The sequence below is a fragment of the Pseudomonas sp. LBUM1651 genome (assembly GCF_059716135.1).
This window is the reverse complement of record NZ_CP166805.1, coordinates 5,009,292-5,028,217: the sequence shown is the minus strand read 5'-3', so window position 1 is coordinate 5,028,217 and position 18,926 is coordinate 5,009,292. Positions and strand designations below refer to the sequence as shown.

The window sequence follows — 18,926 nt, the reverse complement described above, 5'->3', positions numbered from 1 at the left end:
TTTGGACACAAAAAATAACACCCGAGGGACTGCTGTTGCAGGCCCGAATACCCGGCCCGACGTTCGGGTACGGCCGTGCGTACCGTTTCGGGTGATGTCGCGGGCGGTTTAGGCTAGAATGCACGGCCTCAAAGCACACCCCTTCCCGAGGCTGTCCCGAAGATGTTGATCCTGCGCGGCGCTCCTGCCCTTTCTGCCTTTCGCCACAGCAAACTCCTTGAGCAACTGAGCCAGAAGGTTTCGGCTGTCAGTGGCTTGTATGCTGAATTCGCTCACTTCGCCGAAGTTACCGGCGTCCTGACCGGCGACGAACAGCAGGTGCTCGCGCGCCTTCTGAAGTACGGTCCAAGCGTTCCGGTTCAAGAACCGACCGGTCGCCTGTTCCTGGTGTTGCCGCGGTTCGGCACCATCTCGCCGTGGTCCAGTAAAGCCAGCGACATCGCTCGCAATTGCGGGCTGAGCAAGATCCAGCGCCTGGAGCGCGGCATCGCGTTCTACGTGGCCGGCCAGTTCAGCGACGCCGATGCGCAGCTGATCTCTGACGCGCTGCACGACCGCATGACCCAGATCGTCCTCGGCAACCTTGAGCAAGCCGCCGGCCTGTTCAGTCACGCCGAGCCGAAGCCGCTGACCGCAATCGACGTGTTGGGCGGCGGCCGTGCCGCGCTGGAAAAAGCCAACACCGAGCTGGGCCTGGCCCTGGCGGAAGACGAGATCGACTACCTGGTCAACGCCTTCGTCGGCTTGAAGCGCAACCCGCACGACATCGAACTGATGATGTTCGCCCAGGCGAACTCCGAGCACTGCCGCCACAAGATCTTCAACGCCAGTTGGGACATCGACGGTCAGAGCCAGGAAAAAAGCCTGTTCGGCATGATCAAGAATACGTACCAGATGCACAGCGAAGGCGTTCTGTCCGCTTATAAGGACAACGCTTCGGTGATCGTCGGTAACGTTGCCGGCCGTTTCTTCCCGGATCCTGAAACCCGCCAGTACGGCGCGGTGCAGGAACCGGTGCACATCCTGATGAAAGTCGAGACCCACAACCACCCGACCGCGATTGCCCCGTTCCCGGGTGCGTCCACCGGTTCCGGTGGTGAGATTCGCGACGAAGGCGCGACCGGTCGTGGCGCCAAGCCAAAGGCTGGCCTGACTGGTTTCACCGTATCGAACCTGCAGATCCCTGGCTTCGAACAGCCGTGGGAAGTGCCGTACGGCAAGCCTGAGCGCATCGTCACCGCGCTGGACATCATGATCGAAGGCCCACTGGGTGGCGCCGCGTTCAACAACGAATTCGGTCGTCCGGCCCTGACCGGTTATTTCCGTACCTTCGAACAGTCGATCACCACCCCGCGTGGCGACGAAGTTCGTGGTTACCACAAGCCGATCATGCTGGCCGGCGGTATGGGTAACATCCGTGCCGAACACGTACAGAAAGGCGAGATCACCGTCGGCTCCAAGTTGATCGTGCTCGGCGGCCCGGCGATGTTGATCGGACTGGGCGGCGGCGCCGCTTCTTCCATGGCCACCGGCACCAGCTCGGCTGACCTGGACTTCGCTTCGGTACAGCGCGAAAACCCTGAGATGGAACGTCGCTGCCAGGAAGTCATCGACCGTTGCTGGCAACTGGGCGACAAGAACCCGATCAGCTTCATCCACGACGTCGGCGCGGGCGGTCTGTCCAACGCCTTCCCGGAACTGGTGAACGACGGCAACCGTGGCGGTCGCTTCGAATTGCGCAACATTCCAAACGACGAGCCGGGCATGGCCCCGCACGAAATCTGGAGTAACGAATCCCAGGAACGTTACGTTCTGGCGGTTGGCCCGGCAGACTTCGAACGCTTCCAGGCGATCTGCGAACGTGAGCGTTGCCCGTTCGCCGTCGTCGGTGAAGCCACTGCCGAGCCGCAACTGACGGTCACCGACAGCCACTTCGGCAACAGCCCGGTGGACATGCCGCTGGAAGTGCTGCTGGGCAAAGCCCCGCGCATGCACCGTTCGGCCGTTCGTGAAAACGAACTGGGTGACGATTTCGATCCGTCGACGCTCGAGATTGCAGACTGCGTCGAACGCGTTCTGCATCACCCGGCCGTGGCGAGCAAAAGCTTCCTGATCACCATCGGCGACCGCACCATCACCGGCCTCGTGGCCCGTGACCAGATGGTCGGCCCGTGGCAGGTTCCGGTGGCCGACGTTGCCGTCACCGCCACCAGCTTCGACGTCTACACCGGTGAAGCCATGGCCATGGGCGAGCGTACTCCGCTGGCACTGCTGGACGCTCCGGCGTCGGGCCGCATGGCCATCGGCGAAACCCTGACCAACATCGCGGCTTCGCGCATCAACAAAATCTCCGACATCAAACTGTCCGCCAACTGGATGTCCGCTGCCGGTCACCCGGGTGAAGACGCGCGTCTGTACGACACCGTGAAAGCAGTCGGCATGGAACTGTGCCCTGATCTGGGCATTACCATTCCGGTGGGCAAGGACTCCATGTCAATGGCCACGCGCTGGAACGACAACGGCGAAGACAAGACTGTCACCTCGCCGATGTCCCTGATCGTGACCGGTTTCGCGCCAGTGGCTGACATCCGTCAGACCATGACTCCGGAACTGCGCATGGACAAGGGCACCACCGACCTGATCCTGATCGATCTGGGCCGTGGCCAGAACCGCATGGGCGCCTCGATCCTGGCCCAGGTTCACGGCAAGCTCGGCTCGCATGCGCCGGACGTCGATGATGCCGAAGACCTGAAAGCTTTCTTTGCCGTGATCCAGGGCCTCAACGCCGACGGTCACCTGCTGGCTTACCACGACCGTTCCGACGGTGGTTTGCTGACCAGCGTTGTGGAAATGGCCTTCGCCGGCCACTGCGGTCTGAGCCTGAACCTCGACGGTCTGGCAGAAACCTCCGCCGACATCGCTGCGATCCTGTTCAACGAAGAACTGGGCGCCGTGATTCAGGTTCGTCAGGACGCCACCCCGGACATCCTCGCGCAGTTCAGCGCTGCTGGCCTGGGCGACTGCGTGTCGGTGATCGGTCAGCCGATGAACAACGGCGAGATCAACATCACCTTCAATGGCGACACTGTGTTCGAAGGTCAGCGTCGTCTGCTGCAACGTCAGTGGGCCGAGACCAGCTACCAGATCCAGCGTCTGCGCGATAACGCCGACTGCGCCGAACAAGAGTTCGACGTGCTGCTGGAAGAAGACAACCCGGGCCTGAGCGTCAAGCTGAGCTACGACGTCAACCAGGACGTCGCCGCGCCTTACATCAAGAAAGGCATCCGCCCACAGGTTGCCGTGCTGCGTGAGCAGGGCGTCAACGGTCAGGTGGAAATGGCGGCCGCGTTCGACCGCGCCGGTTTCAACGCGATCGACGTGCACATGAGCGACATTCTGGCCGGCCGTGTCGACCTGAACGAGTTCAAAGGTCTGGTCGCTTGCGGCGGTTTCTCTTACGGCGACGTACTGGGTGCCGGTGAAGGCTGGGCCAAGTCCGCGCTGTTCAACAGCCGTGCTCGCGATGCGTTCCAGGGCTTCTTCGAACGTAACGACAGCTTCACCCTTGGCGTGTGCAACGGTTGCCAGATGATGTCCAACCTGCACGAGCTGATCCCGGGCAGCGAGTTCTGGCCGCACTTTGTGCGTAACCGTTCCGAGCAGTTCGAAGCCCGCGTGGCGATGGTTCAGGTCCAGGAGTCGAACTCGATCTTCCTGCAGGGCATGGCCGGTTCGCGCATGCCGATCGCCATCGCACACGGTGAAGGTCATGCCGAGTTCGAAAGCGAAGAGGCGTTGCTGGAAGCCGATCTGTCCGGTTGCGTGGCGATGCGTTTCGTCGACAACCACGGCAAGGTCACCGAAAACTACCCGGCCAACCCGAACGGTTCGCCGCGCGGGATCACCGGTTTGACCAGCCGCGACGGTCGCGTAACGATCATGATGCCGCACCCGGAGCGTGTGTTCCGCGCCGTGCAGAACTCGTGGCGTTCGGAAGACTGGAACGAAGACGCACCGTGGATGCGTATGTTCCGTAATGCTCGCGTTTGGGTGAACTAAGCGTCGTGTACAAGCTCAGCTTTTTTGTTCCTGACAGCCATGTCGACATGGTCAAAAGCGCCGTATTCGCTGCTGGTGGCGGGCGGATCGGGGCTTACGATCACTGCGCGTGGCAGGTGTTGGGCCAGGGCCAGTTTCGTCCATTGGACGGCAGTCAGCCGTTCATTGGCGAGGCAGGGCAGGTCGAACAGGTTGAGGAATGGAAAGTTGAGCTGGTGGTAGCGGATGAGTTGATCGTGGCCGTAGTGACCGCGTTGAAACTCAGCCATCCCTACGAGACACCGGCTTACGAAGTGTGGCGGTTGGAGGATTTCTGATCCGCTTACCGCTGTAATGAGAAACCCGCCAAGGCGGGTTTTTTATTGCCCGCAATTTGACGGACCTACACCGCAACCCCTTGTAGGAGCCGGCTTGCTGGCGATGGCTGCCTTACAGCCACCATCAACGTTGAATGTTAAACCGCAATCGCCAGCAAGCCGGCTCCTACAAGGGATTGCGTTCATTCATCCACAAAAAAAGGCGACCCCTCGCGGGAGTCGCCTTTCCTTTTACCGCCGCTAAAACTTACTCCGACAGTTTGTACGCAATCACATAGTCACCTTGCCTGGTGCCCAGCGAACCGTGACCACCCGCAACGACCAGCACGTATTGCTTGCCGTCCTTGCCGGTGTAGGTCATCGGCGTGGTTTGCGCGCCTGCTGGCAGGCGGCCTTCCCACAATTGCTTGCCGTTTTTCACGTCGTAGGCACGCAGGTACTGGTCGAGGGTGCCGCTCAGGAAACCAACACCACCGCCAGTGGTGATGGTGCCACCCAGGCTAGGCACGCCCATGCTCAGCGGGATCGGAACCGGCGAGCTGTCGCGCACGGTGCCGTTCTTGTGTTTCCACAGGACCTTGGCGTTGGTCAGATCGATCGCCGCCACATAGCCCCACGCCGGCGCCTGGCACGGCAGGCCCATTGGCGACAGCAGTGCTTCGAGGACCACGCCATACGGCGCGCCTTTGTTCGGCTGCACGCCTTCGGTTTCGCTTTTACGCGGGCCTTGGGCAGCGATTTCGGCGGCCGGAATCATTTTCGATTTGAACGCCATGTAGCTCGGGTTCACGAAAGCGATCTGACGCACCGGGTCAACCGAGAAACCGCCCCAGTCGAACACACCGAAGTTGCCTGGGTAAACGATCGAACCCTGCAGCGACGGCGGGGTGAACGGGCCGTCGTAGCGCATGGATTTGAAGTCGATCCGGCAGATCAGTTGGTCGAACGGAGTGACGCCCCACATGTCGCGTTCTTGCAGCGGCGGCGGCATGAGGTTGAGGTCCGATTTCGGTTGGGTTGGCGAGGTGCGATCACCTTCGACAGCGCCTTGTGGTACCGGCACTTCGTTGATCGGCACGATCGGTTGGCCGGTGCTGCGGTCCAGCACGTAGATGCTGCCTTGCTTGGTGGACGCCAGTACCGCCGGCTTCACGCCGTCAGCGGTTTTCAGGTCCATCAGGGTTGGCTGGCCACCGACGTCCATGTCCCACAGGTCATGGTGGGTGAACTGCATGTGCCAGCGCACGTGCCCGGTGGCGATGTCCAGCGCGGTCAGGCCGGCGGCGTGCAGTTCCGATTCAGGGGTGCGCGCACCACCGAACTGGTCCGGGGTCTGGTTGCCCATCGGCAGGTAGAGCATGCCGAGTTTTTCGTCGACAGCGAACATGGACCACATGTTCGGCGAGTTGCGGGTGTAGACCTTGCCTTCGGCAATCGGCGTGGTGTCGTCCGGGTTGCCGCTGTCCCAGTTCCACACCAGTTTGCCGGTGTGCACGTCGAACGCGCGGATCACGCCGCTTGGCTCGTCGGTGGAAACGTTATCGGTGACGTGACCACCAATCACCACCAGGTCTTTGGTGACCGCAGGTGGCGAGGTGGAGTAGTAACCGCCGGCGTTAAAGCCGCCGATGTTGGCGGAGAGATCAACCTGGCCTTTATTGCCGAAGTCTTCGCACATCTTGCCGGTGTCGGCGTTCAGGGCGATCAGACGGGTGTCGGCGGTCGGCAGGAAGATACGGCGCGGGCAGACGCTGGCGACGGGAGCGCTGGCGCTGCCGGTCGGGCTCTGCTCGGAAGCATAAACGGCGTCATCGTGATACGACACGCCACGGCAGGTCATGTGCGCCCAACCCTTGAAGTTCGCCGCGTTCTGCGTGGAGAGCTTCGGATCGAAACGCCAGATTTCCTTGCCGGTGTCCGGGTCCAGTGCAATCACCTGGCTGTGCGGCGTGCACACGTAGAGCATGCCGTTGACTTTCAGCGGGGTGTTTTCGGCGGTGGTTTCACCCGGATCGTTCGGCCCCGGCAGGTCGCCGGTGCGGTAGGTCCAGGCCGGAACGAGCTTGTTCACGTTCTGCGGAGTGATCTGCGCCAGGGGCGAGTAACGATCACCGTGAGCGCTGCGGCCGTAGGAGTTCCAGTCGCCATCCGGCATGGCTGGCGCGGTGTTGGTCATGCCCGGGACGCTGTCGCGGTCCAGTTGGCCCTTGATTTCACCGGGGTTGGTGAACTGGCTGGCCAGTGCGGCAACACCCGCGAGCACCACGGCTACGCTCAGCGCGCCGGTGCCTTTCGGTGCAGCGCCTTCACGCAGCAGCGGACGACGGAACCATGGCAGCAACATGACGATGCCGAGGGCGAACAACATGGCCAGGCGCGGCACCAGTTGCCACCAGTCCAGGCCGACTTCCCACAAGGCCCATACGGTGCTGGCGAACAGCACCAATGCGTAAAGCCCCAGGGCTGCGCGGCGGGCCAGAATCAGCAGCACGCCGGTCAGTGCCAGGCCGATACCGGCCAGCAGGTAATACAGCGAGCCGCCGAGCATGCTCAGCTTGATCCCCCCGGCCAGCATGGCCAGGCCCATTAGCAGAAGCAGAATGCCGAGCAGGGTCGGCAATAGACGGCTTCGACTCAAAGCACCGTCAGTGCTCATAGTGTGGTTCTCCGTGACGTTTCAAGTAGTCCCGCGCAGGTTCACTGTAGATGACGATCCGGCGCGGGCATGGTTCAGTTTTGTAGGGGCGAGCTTGCTCGCGAAAAACCTGAGAACGCTGCGGGGTGTCAGATTTGCAGCGTTATCGTTGACGACCATCGCGAGCAAGCTCGCTCCTACTGGGTTTTTTGTGGTGTTGGTTAGAAGGAGGACTGGACCTTGATCCCGCCAATCAGCGCGTCATCGACCTTGTCCACGCCGCCGGGGTGGCGGATGTATTGCAGGTTCGGGCGCACGGTCAGCCAGTTCGTGACGTGCACGCCGTAATAGAGTTCGGCGCTGTATTCGGTGTCTTGCGGTGGCAGGAAGGACGGGTCGTCGAAGTCGTAGACCGCGCGCGCCTGATTGCTCGCCTCGGCGTTCTTGTGGTACGCCGGATTGACATGAACACGGGCCATCGCGAAACCGATGTCATCCTTGGTCCGTGCATCGAACAAGCCTTTGTAGACGACGCCCGCCTGCACATAGTTGTCGATGGCGTTGGTCTTCTTGTCGTGCATCGTGCCGTTGGCGAACACGCTCAGGCCGCGGGAGTTGTCGCTGGCGCGGCTGGTGATCTGCTGCTGCACACCGAGCCACACGCCGTGCTTGCTCGACGCGCTGCGGTAGGCCTCGCCACTCAGGGCGGCGGGCTGGCCATTGCTGTCCTTGTAGGCGTCGGTAGCGTTGGCGTTGCTGTAGTAATAACCGGCGCGGTATTCGCCCGGCAGGCCGTTGAACTTCGGCGTCCACACCAGTTCCACCGGCAAGATCGCGCCCTGGGTGCCGCTGCCGCTGAGCTTGAAACCATTGTCGCGATCGAGGTTCGACGGGTTCTGCTCATAGGCGCCGACTTGCGCGTACAGCTCCGGCGTCAGGTGATATTTGACGCGCATCGCCCACTGGCTGACAGGCCAGTTGTACCAGATGCCACCGACCCAGTTACCCACCTGCGAGCCGCAGAACGCCAGGTTCTGGAAATCACACGGGAAGCTGTTGAAGTCTTCGCCTTCGCCGAAACGGCCGACCTTGATGTCGAGCTTCTGGTCGAAGAATTTCTGCTGGTACCACATCTGCGTCAGGCGCCAGGTTTGCCCGCGACCCCAGACTTCCTGAGCGGAAGTGAAGCCACCGACCCGCGGATCATTGATGCGGTCGTTGCTGATGTTGTTGCCGTTGCGCTCGGTGATGGTCAGCTGAAATTCAGCGTCGTCCCAGCCCAAAATCTTCTGCAAGTCCAGGTGAGTACCGAGGCCGAACTGATCGCTGTAGCGTGCGGTGCGATCGTGGTCGTAGCCGCCGTGCAGGTTGCTGCCCATTTCGCCGGTGTAATCGACTTTGAAGTCGTAGCCTTTTTCCGAAAGTTCGGTGCGCGTGCCATTCCAGTCGCCGAGCATCCAGGGTGATTCGCTATCGAAAGCGGGAGCCGCCTGGGTGCAAGTGGCAAGGCCCAAGGCGGTGAACCCGCCGATCAGATTCAAGGCCTTTCGGTTGGCAATAGCGGTGCAGACAGCGCTGTCTCGCGGAGTTTTAAAATAAGGCATAAAGAAGAAATTCTGGGTCTTTTTCTGAGGAATGAACGGATGCAGCAGAGGAGAAGCAGGTAGCGGAAGCGTTTCAGCTCAACGGGCGCAAGGATAATGTTCTGTTACAAATAGAGAAAGACCTTTTACCGACATGAATTCTTTCGAATTCGGTAACAGTCGGTCTGTGTAGGAGTGAGCTTGCTCGCGACGGACGACAACGATAACGCGTGTCTTCTGAATGACTGCGTTCTCCCTGAGTTTTTCGCGAGCAAGCTCGCTCCTACAGTTGACGTGTGCAGGCTTACGGATTCGCCTACATTCAACAGATAGCGCACAGCCCTTCCACCGGACCACCCCCTCGGCTAAGGTGCGCGCCTTCCATTTCATTCATCGCTCGAAGGCCCGGCATGACCGAACAGAACAACAACCCGCTGCACGGCGTGACGCTGGAACAGATCCTCAACGCTCTGGTTGAGCACTACGAATGGTCGGGGCTGGCCGAGCGCATCGATATCCGTTGCTTCAAGAGTGACCCGAGCATCAAGTCGAGCCTGACGTTTCTGCGCAAGACCCCGTGGGCGCGGGAGAAGGTTGAACGCCTGTATGTGAAGTTGATGCGCACCAAGCGTCCGCTCTGAACATGGTCAATCTGTCGACGCCAGGTTCTGCTGCGAGGCGTCGTTTTGTCGCGGTGGCCGCGGTGCTGGGATGGGCAGGGCTGGCCATTCAGCTGTACCTGATTCTCTACTCGCGCTGGAGTCTTGAGGCCAGTCTGCTGGGTGGGCTGGTCAGCTTTTTCAGCTACTTCACCGTGCTGACCAATACGCTGGTGGCGACCGTGCTGACCTGCGAATGGACGTCCCGCGAGTCGGCGGCGCGGCGCTGGTTTTTGCAACCGTGGGTGAGCAGCGCGATTGCGGTGAGCATCGCCGTGGTCGGTCTGGCGTACAGCGTGTTACTGCGTCACCTATGGCATCCCGAAGGCTGGCAATGGCTGGCCGATGAGCTGATGCATGACGTCATGCCGCTGCTGTTTCTGGCCTGGTGGTTTTGCTGTGTGCCAAAGGGCACGTTGCGTCTTTGGCACATCGCACTGTGGGTGATTTACCCGCTGGTGTACTTCGCCTATGCATTGTTGCGCGGGCATCTGCTGGCGGCTTATCCGTATCCGTTCATTGATGTCGAGAAGCTGGGTTATCCACAGGTGTTTGTGAATGCGGGCGGATTATTGGTGGGGTTTTTGGTGATTTCGATGTTGGTGATCGGGCTGGATCGCTGGCGTGCTCGAAAGTGAACTTTGAGGGTGGTATTGAGTGCTTTTGTGGCGAGGGGGCTTGCCCCCGTTCGGCTGCGTAGCAGTCGTAAAATCAGTAAACGCGGTGTGCCAGAAAGACATCGGTTACAGGTTTTAGCGCCGCTTCGCAGCGCGACGGGGGCAAGCCCCCTCGCCACAGAAAACTCGTCACCTTGATCACTCCTCGTCACTGTTATCCAGCCGCCAGTAGCCAACGGCTTTGACGAATTGTTCGTTCAACCCGTGCTCATCCAGCAACACCCGACGAATCTGCCGCGACACCTTGGTCTCGGTCGCCACCCAGGCGTATAGATTGCCGCTGGGCACTTGCAGTTGCTTTACGGTGGTCAGCAGGTTGTTCCGGCCTCCCTCGCGCAACACCCAGATCACATCGACCTGCGCCGGGCTTTCGAGCTTCTGCTGCTCGGCGCCGTTTTCCACTTCGACGATCACCAGTGCCCGGCGATTGGCCGCCAGGCCTTCCAGCCGCCGAGCTATCGCGGGCAGGGCGGTTTCGTCGCCGATCAGCAAATAGCTGTCGAACATGTCCGGCACGATCATCGAACCCCGTGGCCCGCCGATGTGCAGGAATTGCCCCGGCTTGGCCTGTTCGGCCCAGGTCGAGGCAGGGCCGTCGCCGTGCAGCACGAAGTCGATGTCCAGTTCCAGCGTGTCCAGGTCGTAGCGACGCGGCGTGTAGTCACGCATCGCCGGCATCGGCCCGTTGTCCTTCCCGGCGCCAAGTACCAGGGTTTCCAGCGCGGCTTGTTCCGCCGCGTTCTGCGGGAACAACAGTTTGACGTGGTCGTCGGTGCCGAGGCTGACGAAGCCAGCCAGCTCTGGCCCGCCCAAGGTAATCCGGCGCATGCGCGGCGTCAGGTCGACCACGCGCAGCACTTGCAGGCGACGGCGTTTGATCTCGTGCATCACACGGTGAATGGTTTGGATCACTTCAGTCATTCGGCTTTCTCCGATGCGGTTGGTACGGCGGGGCCGTCGACGATGGCTTTGGCGGTGTCATTGAGCAACGAGGCAACCCGCAGGATTTCTTCGGGGCTCCAGCGACCGTGGTGCAGTTGCAACGCATGACGCAGGTTATGCACTGCTTCGTGGATCTCTGCCGGCCGGTCATGGCCGCGCAACGAGCGCTTGCTGACATCGATGCGCATGCGCACGCCGTCCAGGGCAATCGCTTGCTCGCTTAAAGACAAACGTCCGGCATCGGTCACGCTGTAGCTTTTTTTTCCACCTTCGGCATCGCCCTGGATCATTTCGCTTTCTTCCAGAAAGGTCAGGGTCGGGTAGATCACGCCGGGACTGGGGCTGTAGGCACCGTCGAACAGGCCTTCGATCTGGCGGATCAGGTCGTAGCCGTGACAGGGCTGTTCGGCAATCAATGCCAGCAGCAGCAGTTTCAGGTCGCCGGGGGCGAACACCCGTGGCCCGCGACCGCCGCGTTCGCGGCCGGGGCGTTTTTCGAAGCCGTCGCGGCCGTCTCCGTGTTCGCGGTGGGGGGAATGATGGTCTCTCATTTTTCCTTCTCTCTGTCGTGTTTAGATACAACTTAAGATATATCTTAAGTGGAGCGCAAGTCCGCTTGACCAACGGTCTATCAACCCGTTAGCCGGTTTGGAGAGGAAACGACAGTGCTTTTGTTTTAGAGTAATTTAACTAATTATTGTGTTTCAATGCTATTGCTAGTCATTAACTAGTAATAAGTAGTATCAGTCTTACAGAAGATCTAGTTGTATCTATCTGTGTGTTTTTTTTGGCTAATACTGTATGTAGTATATGTCTGAAGGTTGGACTATCGGATTTATGTTTGCCTGACTTTTTTCGCCATGGTCGCGGGCCGTTTTAACTACATGCGCTTCGGAATCTTCGTACTTACTTTCTCAAGAGATTGGCCGATCATTCTCCGGCGTCGAAAGTTAAGCCAAAACGCCATCATTTCAACAGATGACGTTTGCTTATCAGACTTTCCACGGTCCGATCCTTTGAAAAAGACAGGTACTTAACAATGTTCAAGAAGTTTGCAATCGCCGTTCCGATGACCCTTCTGGCACTCAGCACTTCGGTGGCGTTCGCTGCGGAAGAGGCGCGTACTTCCATCAACATCACCGCGGACATTCCGAGCACGGTTTTCCATGCCCAACCGGTGGATAAAGACTTCGGTAAAGACGAAAAAATGCACTACACCATCGGCACCGGCACCCTGACCGAAGTGGCTGGCATGTTCGACATCCAGCACACCAACGGCTCGGTGGGCGCTTACGTCGAAGGCGGCCCGCAGCCGTTGTTCAATGGTAATCCGGCGCAGAGTATTCCTCTGACTTACACCTTCAACGGCAAGGAACTGACTGGCGTTTCTGATGAAGTAGTCGGCGACACCGAGTCCAATGGCGGCATGCGTGCCGAGCTGCGGATCGTCGCGGCAAAACCCACTGCGGGTCAGGTCGGCTTGTACACCGCCAACCCGGTGGTGATCTTCGATGCGATCCCGCGCATCACCCAGTAATACAGTTGTCAACTAAGGCCCGTCCTTAACAGATAACGCTTACCGATCGGCGGGCAGCTTCTGCCTGTCGATCGGGTTTCAAACGCATTCATCTTCAGAGTATTAAGTTCATGTTCCCGATGACGCCCATCGCGACGGCGCTTGCCCTGTGTTTCTGTGCATCGGCCATGGCCGCGCCTACAGAAAACGGCCATACCCCTCGAAGTTTACTGGCACAGGCCAAAGGCTTGCCGACCGAATTCGAAGAGCACTTCTTTGATGTGCCGCTGGCCGTGCGCGTGGAACTTGACCAACAGTTTCTCGGTGAGGCGATGGTCGTTCTGACCCGTGACGATCGCATCACCCTCGTTGACTTCACCGATATCAGCGACAGCCAGATCAAACCCAGTCAACGTGACATCTGGTCGACCTATCTCAAGCAAGGTGTGGCCCTCGGCGGCTGCCAGGCCAGATGCCCGGAGCAACTGCTGGCCGTGCACTACAGCCTTGAAAACTCGCTGGTGTCGATCCTTACGGAAAATGCCGAGCGTGACGATCAGCAACCGCGTTACTACGCGCAACCCGAAGGCGGCAGTACCGGGTTGATCGTGCGCAATCAGTTGAACCTCAATGGCGGTCAGAACCAGGATCTCGGCGGTCGCTATGGTCTGGAAGCCAGCAGCAGCCTGGGCAACTGGACCCAGGCGGTCAATATGCAACTGTCCCGACTGGGCGGCATGGACAATCAGCTCTACCACGCCGTACACGAGCTCTATACCCAACGCGAACTGGAAGGCAATTTTCTGCGCCTCGGCTATTTCACACCGACCTCGGAAGGGCTGACGCGCCAGCCGCGCACGTTCGGTGCGAGCCCCGATACAGCATTGGGCATCATGTATGGCAGCTCTGACAGCCTGGCGATCAACAACCCGAAACCGGCGGTCTATCCGATCTACGTCACGGCCAATCGCCAGGGTTCGGTGGAGATCTACCGCGACGGCCTGCTGATCAACACGCAAGCAGTACCCGCCGGGTTGCAGACCCTCGATACACGTCCGCTGCCGGGCGGTATTTATGAAGTGGAAGTGCGCTTGATCGAAGACGGCCAAATCACTTCCAGCACCCAGGAACTGGTCTATAAACCGAACAACTGGCGCAACCATGACGAGCGCTGGCGCTACAACCTGTTTGCCGGGCGTGAATCCAAACTGCTCAGCAACTGGCAAGAGCAGGCCGATGGCGACATGACCGCCGGCGCGGCGTTCAACTTCCTGCTGCACCCACGAGTGATTCTGGGGCTGAGCGGGCGGCAAGTACGTGATTCCCTGCAATACGGCACCTCGGTCGACTGGGCCATCGTCAACAACACCAGTGTCTATGCCAACGTCTATCAGACTCAGGACTACGGCACCGGCCTCGATGTGCAGGGGCTCTATTCCTACGGCAGCGGCAGCATTGTTGCCAGCCACAACCGTAGCTGGCTCGACACCACCCGGCTCTACGACACCCTGCCCGATGGCACACGAGTGCGGCAGCGCAATGTCTTTGTCGGGCAGACCAGCAACTCGTCGTTGTCGGTCAATCATCGGCTGACCAGCAAAAGCTCGGTCAATGCCCGGGTTTCTCACAGCGAAGGCAACACCGAAGGCATGGGCGTGGACCTGGGCTGGACCCAGCGCACCCGGCTGTTCGGCAGCGACACCAACTGGCGGCTGTCATTGTTCGATCGACCGGGCAGTTTCAGTTCCGGAGACGACCGCAATCGGGGTGTCGACTTGAGCGTCAACATTGCCCTGGGCGGCCCGGGAGAACAGATCTCCGGCAGCATCGGCACACGCACCGCCCGCGAGGGCGGCCGCGATAACAACGCCTCGATCAGCTACCGCAAAGACCTGCAGGATCACGTGCTGCAAAGCGTCTCGGCCACGGCCATCACCGACACCTACGGCATCGGGATGAGCGCGATGGCGACCATGAGTTCCGACCTGGTCAACGGCGACGGCTTTATCCAGCGTTCGTCCTATAACAATGACCTCACCGGTGGCCTCAACCTCGACAGTACGGTGGTTGCCGGCGCGAAAAAAATGCTCATGACCAGCCAGTATCACCGCGACGGGGCGGGCATGATCATCGACGTGGAGTCGGACATCGAGGGCATCGCCCTGCGCGCCGACGACTTGAGCGGCGGCAGCGCAGTGCTGCGACCAGGGCGCAATTTCGTGCCGATCACCGCCTACAAAAGCAGCTCCGTCAGCTTCGATTTCGAAGGCAATCACGTGCCCGCCGCGACCATTCAGCCGGCTCGCTCCAGCTATCACCTGAACAAAGGTGGCGTGGACTATCGCCAGGTGCGCGTGATGAGAACCCTCACCGTGCTCGGTCGTCTGATCGACCCGCAGGGCAATCCGCTCATGGGCCACCACATCATCAACCACGCCAGCCGCGGGGTGAGTGAAGTGGACGGGTTCTTCTCCATGGAAATGAACGCCGGTTCGCCGACCCTGGAAGTGCGGCACGGCAACCAGTTGCTGTGCCAGTTCCGCCTCGATACGAGCCTTGGGCGCACCGAAAACAACGTGTTGATGATCGGGGATCTGCGGTGCACGCCGGATACGTTGGCGGATGTCGCGAACAAAGCAGCGCCGGCAACTTGATGGCCAATATCAGAGAACCAAAGATGATCAACGTGAAGGGGTTAACCCAAGTGACAACGCCGGTAGCGCTGTTGGGGGCATTGTGCTTTTTATACTCGATGACAGCCGTTGCTGTTTCGATGGACATCAAAGCGGAGTTCAATCCTGACTCGGCTAATCCGCAACATAACGAGTTTGTGAACAAGACTGAAAACAGTGGTTACTGTGACGGGGTCAACGCGGATTGTGAAGGCCTGGGTATCTTCAGCTTGAGTGTGCCGGTCAACTTTTATTCACAGACTGCACTTGTGCCCGATGAAGAGAATCCACGGAAAAACCCGATGTTCATCGTGCCGTTCAACTGGCGGAGAGTCCCGGTAACAAACGTTGCGACCAGAGAGACTGAGTTCGTTGAGATACGAGTAGTGGGCGTCGGAAGTTCGTATCACCTGCCGGTACCTGTCGAGGATTTGACCGGAGGGGGTAATCACAATTACTTGTGGAAGGGGGGCAGTTGGACTTATCCCACAGCACCCTGTGTCGGGACAGGTCCGGGGCGTGGGAGCTCCATCGTTTTCGCTTCTTTCTGGAAGGTGCCGGAGGGTGGGGTGTGCGTTAAACAGCCACTGTTTACGATTTCCACCTTCAGGTATTCAAACTTTCAGTTCTCCTATCAACTTAAAACCCCCAATCCATTGACCATGTCCTCCGGACAATATGTGGGGCCGTTGACTTACACCATTGGCCCTGGCGGGGATTTCGATATGGGCGATGTCATGTTGCCGGACGCTTCGGAGTTGAATCTGAACTTTATTCTGGACGTCAAGCACACACTCAAAGTCGATGTTCCGCCGGGTGGTAATCGCGTTGAACTGGTTCCCCAGGGCGGTTGGCAGTCTTGGTTGCAAAATGGGCGGAGACCGACGCGGTTGTTCAGGGATCAAACGTTCAATATTTCAGCGAGTACGCGTTTCAAAATGTCGCTGATATGTTCTCTTTACTCTGGTGATGGCTGTGGATTGAAAGATGACGTCAATGGGTTTAACGCGCCATTGCGCGTCAGTGTAAGCCTGCCCCACGGTTTGACCGACGCTGGCGGGCAACCCGTCAACCGCCGTTTGTTAAGTTGGAAAGAGAACCCGAGTTTTCAGCCGGGGATCTATGTGGACCGCAAACCCGGAACGTTGCACTTTGAAGTGCCACCGGACGCCATGGCCCACATGATCCAACCGGAGCAGTCCCGACAATACTGGGCCAGGGTCACGGTTATCTGGGATTCAGACCTTTAGTTCGTCACGGCATTACTGCGTTCATTCAATGAGGTACAGGGCTATGAAACACCTGTTGGCATTAGTTGGTTTTTGTTTGTTTACCCACACCGTTCACGCCGCACCGAGTATCAATATCGGCACGGTGTATGACTACCTGGACGGCGACAAAAGTACGTACCTGAAACGTGTATTCAATGGTGGCGACAGCACCGCTTTCGTCAAGGTCAACATCCTCGAAATTCTTTACGACGCCGATGGCAAGTCGCAGGAAGTGCCGCTCCAGACCCATGCCGACGGCAAGTCCCGCGATGGGTTGATGGCGAGCCCCGCGCGGCTGATCGTGCCGGCCAATGGCATGCAGGGCACGCGTCTGTTGTACATGGGCGAGCGTGACAGGGAGCGGTATTTCCGGGTGCGTTTTGTGCCGGTGGTGCCGGAGAAAGAAGACGAATTCGCCGTCTCCAGCGAGGAGCGCGAGGACTACAAGAAAGGGCTGTCGGCTGGCGTCACCGTGCTGGCCGGTTATGGCGCGGTGTTCTTTGTGCGGCCCAAGGACACCCGCTTCGACAGCGTGATCGACAATGGCGCTGGCAGTTACCGGATCCGCAACAACGGCAACACCGTGGTGGTGATCGATGAGTTCCGCGACTGTTCGGTGAAGAACGAACAGGACTGCCAGCCGACCACCAAACATCACATTCTCGCGGGCCGCACGTTCCAGTTCGAGAAACAGGCCGGTCGCGAGTATCACTTCACCCTGGTGGAAGGCGAGCGCAGCAAAAAACTTGATGTGAAGGGGTAACGTTATGTTGAAGAAACCGACGCGTGTGCTGTTGTCGGCCGCTGTCGTGTGGGCCAGCACTTCGGCGTTCGCAGCACGGGAAGTGCATGAGTTCGAGGTGTTCGTCACCATTCCGACCCCGGCGTTTTATGTCATTCCCGCTGACCCCGGCTGGATTCATCGCGAGCAGCAGTTGCCGTGGAACCTGGTGACTTCGACATTGGGCGGCTTGCGTAAACGCTTCGATGTCAAAAATGAATTCGGCCCCATTGAAGCAAAACTTGAAGGCCGACCTTATCTGTCCAACGGCACCGATGCCCATGACATTGGCTTGCGCGTGTTGTTCAACGAGCGGTCATTAAGTGAGGCGCAATACAGCGAAGTCGTTTCGATGAACGATGCGGCAACAGGCAAACGCGTGTTGCTGGAGATCCTGCCCGTGCCGCCCGCGGACGGTGTTTACAAACCCGGCAACTACTTTGGCAGCGTCAATATGATTTTCAATGCGGTCATGCCGGTTGATTGATGCCGGACCTGATATGCAAATCCGGTACTTACTGATTTCATGGGGCTATAAGGAATGAAACGTTTACAGGCGTTCAACCGACAGATGCGTCGCAGCATCGGAGCAGGGCTTTTACTCATGACGTGCTGCACTTCGGTTGGGGCTGTGGAGGTGTCGATTCAAGCCTCGTTCAAACCTGATTCCGGCAACCCGCAACGCAATCAATTCAAGAACGACACGATCCCCAGTGGCTACTGTGCCGCTCAGCCTCAGCAATGTCTGGATAACGGGGTGTTCAGTCTTCGGGTACCGATACGATTCAATTCAACTGGCCCTATCCTGGCCAATCATGACAACCCTCGTCAGGGGGCAATGATCAAGGTGCCTACGCAATGGCGGGAGTTGACGGTTTACCATGAAACAACCCATGAACCGCAGATCGTAAAAGTCCGGATAGCCGGGATTGGTTCCGCTTACGTCACCGATGATGTGATTGGCCTCGTGGGAGGAGCGGACACCTATACGGCTGCTCATAATAAGTTGTGGGGGGCCAGTTGGGTTAACGCTCCGTCTCCATGCTTGTACAGTGGTGTAGGTTTTGTTGCTCCTCAAAGGTATAACTTTTTCTGGAAAACACCGACTGACGGCGCATGCGAGAAACAGGCGAAATTCAATGTGCCGTGGATGCTCTACGAGTATGTCGATTTCGCGTATGAGTTGATAACACCCAACCCGTTGGACATGTCTTCGGGCAAGTACAATGGGCCGCTGTCCTACACCATCGGCCCCGGACTGGATTTCGATATGGGCGACGTCATGCTGCCCGACACTTCGACCCTGACCTTGAACTTTGAACTGGATGTTCAGCACACACTTAAAGTCGACGTGCCACCCGGTGGCAATCGCGTTGAACTGGTCCCCCAAGGAGGTTGGCAATCCTGGTTGCAAAATGGCCGAAAACCGACGCGATTGTTCCGGGATCAAACGTTCAATATTTCCGCCAGTTCGCGTTTCAAAATGTCGCTGATATGTTCTCTTTACTCTGGTGACGGCTGTGGATTGAAAGATGACGTCAATGGGTTTAACGCGCCATTGCGCGTCAGCGTAAGCCTGCCCCATGGTTTGACCGACGCTGACGGGCAACCCGTTAACCGTCGGTTGTTAAGTTGGAAAGAGAACCCGAGTTTTCAGCCGGGTTTCTATGTAGACCGCAAACCCGGAACGTTGCACTTTGAAGTGCCACCGGACGCCATGGCCCACATGATCCAACCAGGGCAGTCCCGACAATACTGGGCCAGGGTCACGGTGATCTGGGATTCGGATCTGTGAATATGCGCCCCTGAAGGTA

Annotated in this window: 14 protein-coding genes; 10 read left to right on the top strand and 4 right to left on the bottom strand. The window is 58.9% G+C overall.

Translation table 11 applies throughout. The features are described from left to right. Nucleotides 1–162 precede the first annotated feature (162 nt). Both purL and ACA066_RS23510 read left to right on the top strand, forming a co-directional pair. A complete protein-coding gene (gene purL, locus ACA066_RS23515) occupies nt 163–4,059 on the top strand; it encodes a phosphoribosylformylglycinamidine synthase (protein ID WP_497696840.1) in 3,897 nt (1,298 codons plus the stop codon). A gap of 5 nt (nt 4,060–4,064) precedes the next feature. Beyond that, the gene (locus tag ACA066_RS23510; protein WP_497696839.1) at nt 4,065–4,376 is read left to right on the top strand and encodes an NGG1p interacting factor NIF3; all 312 of its coding nucleotides are present in this window, start codon (nt 4,065–4,067) and stop codon (nt 4,374–4,376) included. A 247-nt stretch (nt 4,377–4,623) separates the two neighbouring features. Here the strand turns inward: ACA066_RS23510 and ACA066_RS23505 are convergent, their stop codons facing one another. Both ACA066_RS23505 and ACA066_RS23500 read right to left on the bottom strand, forming a co-directional pair. After that, the gene (locus ACA066_RS23505) at nt 4,624–7,032 is read right to left on the bottom strand and encodes a glucose/quinate/shikimate family membrane-bound PQQ-dependent dehydrogenase (RefSeq protein WP_497696838.1); all 2,409 of its coding nucleotides are present in this window, start codon (nt 7,030–7,032) and stop codon (nt 4,624–4,626) included. A gap of 200 nt (nt 7,033–7,232) precedes the next feature. Continuing rightward, nucleotides 7,233–8,615: a carbohydrate porin gene (locus ACA066_RS23500; RefSeq protein ID WP_497696837.1), complete on the bottom strand. Its 1,383-nt coding sequence runs from the start codon at nt 8,613–8,615 to the stop codon at nt 7,233–7,235. Between the two features lie 389 nt (nt 8,616–9,004). Between ACA066_RS23500 and ACA066_RS23495 the strand changes: the two genes are divergently transcribed. Further along, on the top strand, nt 9,005–9,235 hold the full coding sequence (locus tag ACA066_RS23495; RefSeq protein ID WP_007903672.1) for a VF530 family protein: 231 nt from the start codon (nt 9,005–9,007) through the stop codon (nt 9,233–9,235). A 2-nt stretch (nt 9,236–9,237) separates the two neighbouring features. Further along, entirely contained in the window at nt 9,238–9,891 is a 654-nt protein-coding gene (locus tag ACA066_RS23490) for a Pr6Pr family membrane protein (RefSeq protein ID WP_497696836.1), read from the top strand. A gap of 177 nt (nt 9,892–10,068) precedes the next feature. Here ACA066_RS23490 and ACA066_RS23485 read toward each other — a convergent pair whose 3' ends face one another. Next, nucleotides 10,069–10,851 carry a siderophore-interacting protein gene (locus tag ACA066_RS23485; RefSeq protein WP_497696835.1) on the bottom strand — a complete coding sequence of 261 codons (783 nt, stop codon included), beginning with the start codon at nt 10,849–10,851 and terminating at the stop codon, nt 10,069–10,071. Further along, a complete protein-coding gene (locus ACA066_RS23480) occupies nt 10,848–11,423 on the bottom strand; it encodes a PadR family transcriptional regulator (protein ID WP_497696834.1) in 576 nt (191 codons plus the stop codon). Before ACA066_RS23480 ends, ACA066_RS23485 begins: the two co-directional genes overlap by 4 nt. Nucleotides 11,424–11,911: 488 nt before the next feature. On the opposite strand from ACA066_RS23480, the gene ACA066_RS23475 reads away from it, so the two are divergent. From ACA066_RS23475 to ACA066_RS23450, 6 genes are all read left to right on the top strand, one after another. After that, a complete protein-coding gene (locus ACA066_RS23475) occupies nt 11,912–12,409 on the top strand; it encodes a CS1 type fimbrial major subunit (RefSeq protein WP_497696833.1) in 498 nt (165 codons plus the stop codon). Between the two features lie 110 nt (nt 12,410–12,519). Next, complete coding sequence (locus ACA066_RS23470; RefSeq protein WP_497696832.1) at nt 12,520–15,042, top strand: TcfC E-set like domain-containing protein; 2,523 nt, start codon at nt 12,520–12,522, stop codon at nt 15,040–15,042. After that, complete coding sequence (locus tag ACA066_RS23465) at nt 15,042–16,310, top strand: hypothetical protein (RefSeq protein ID WP_497696831.1); 1,269 nt, start codon at nt 15,042–15,044, stop codon at nt 16,308–16,310. The genes ACA066_RS23470 and ACA066_RS23465 overlap by 1 nt, the downstream gene beginning before the upstream one ends. 43 nt (nt 16,311–16,353) lie before the next feature. Further along, nucleotides 16,354–17,094 (top strand): molecular chaperone, encoded by a 741-nt coding sequence (locus ACA066_RS23460; RefSeq protein WP_497696830.1) that lies wholly within the window; start codon nt 16,354–16,356, stop codon nt 17,092–17,094. Between the two features lie 4 nt (nt 17,095–17,098). Continuing rightward, nucleotides 17,099–17,599, top strand: coding sequence for a CS1 type fimbrial major subunit (locus tag ACA066_RS23455; RefSeq protein ID WP_497696829.1), 501 nt, complete (start codon nt 17,099–17,101; stop codon nt 17,597–17,599). Between the two features lie 54 nt (nt 17,600–17,653). Further along, entirely contained in the window at nt 17,654–18,907 is a 1,254-nt protein-coding gene (locus tag ACA066_RS23450) for a hypothetical protein (protein WP_497696828.1), read from the top strand. Nucleotides 18,908–18,926 lie beyond the last annotated feature (19 nt).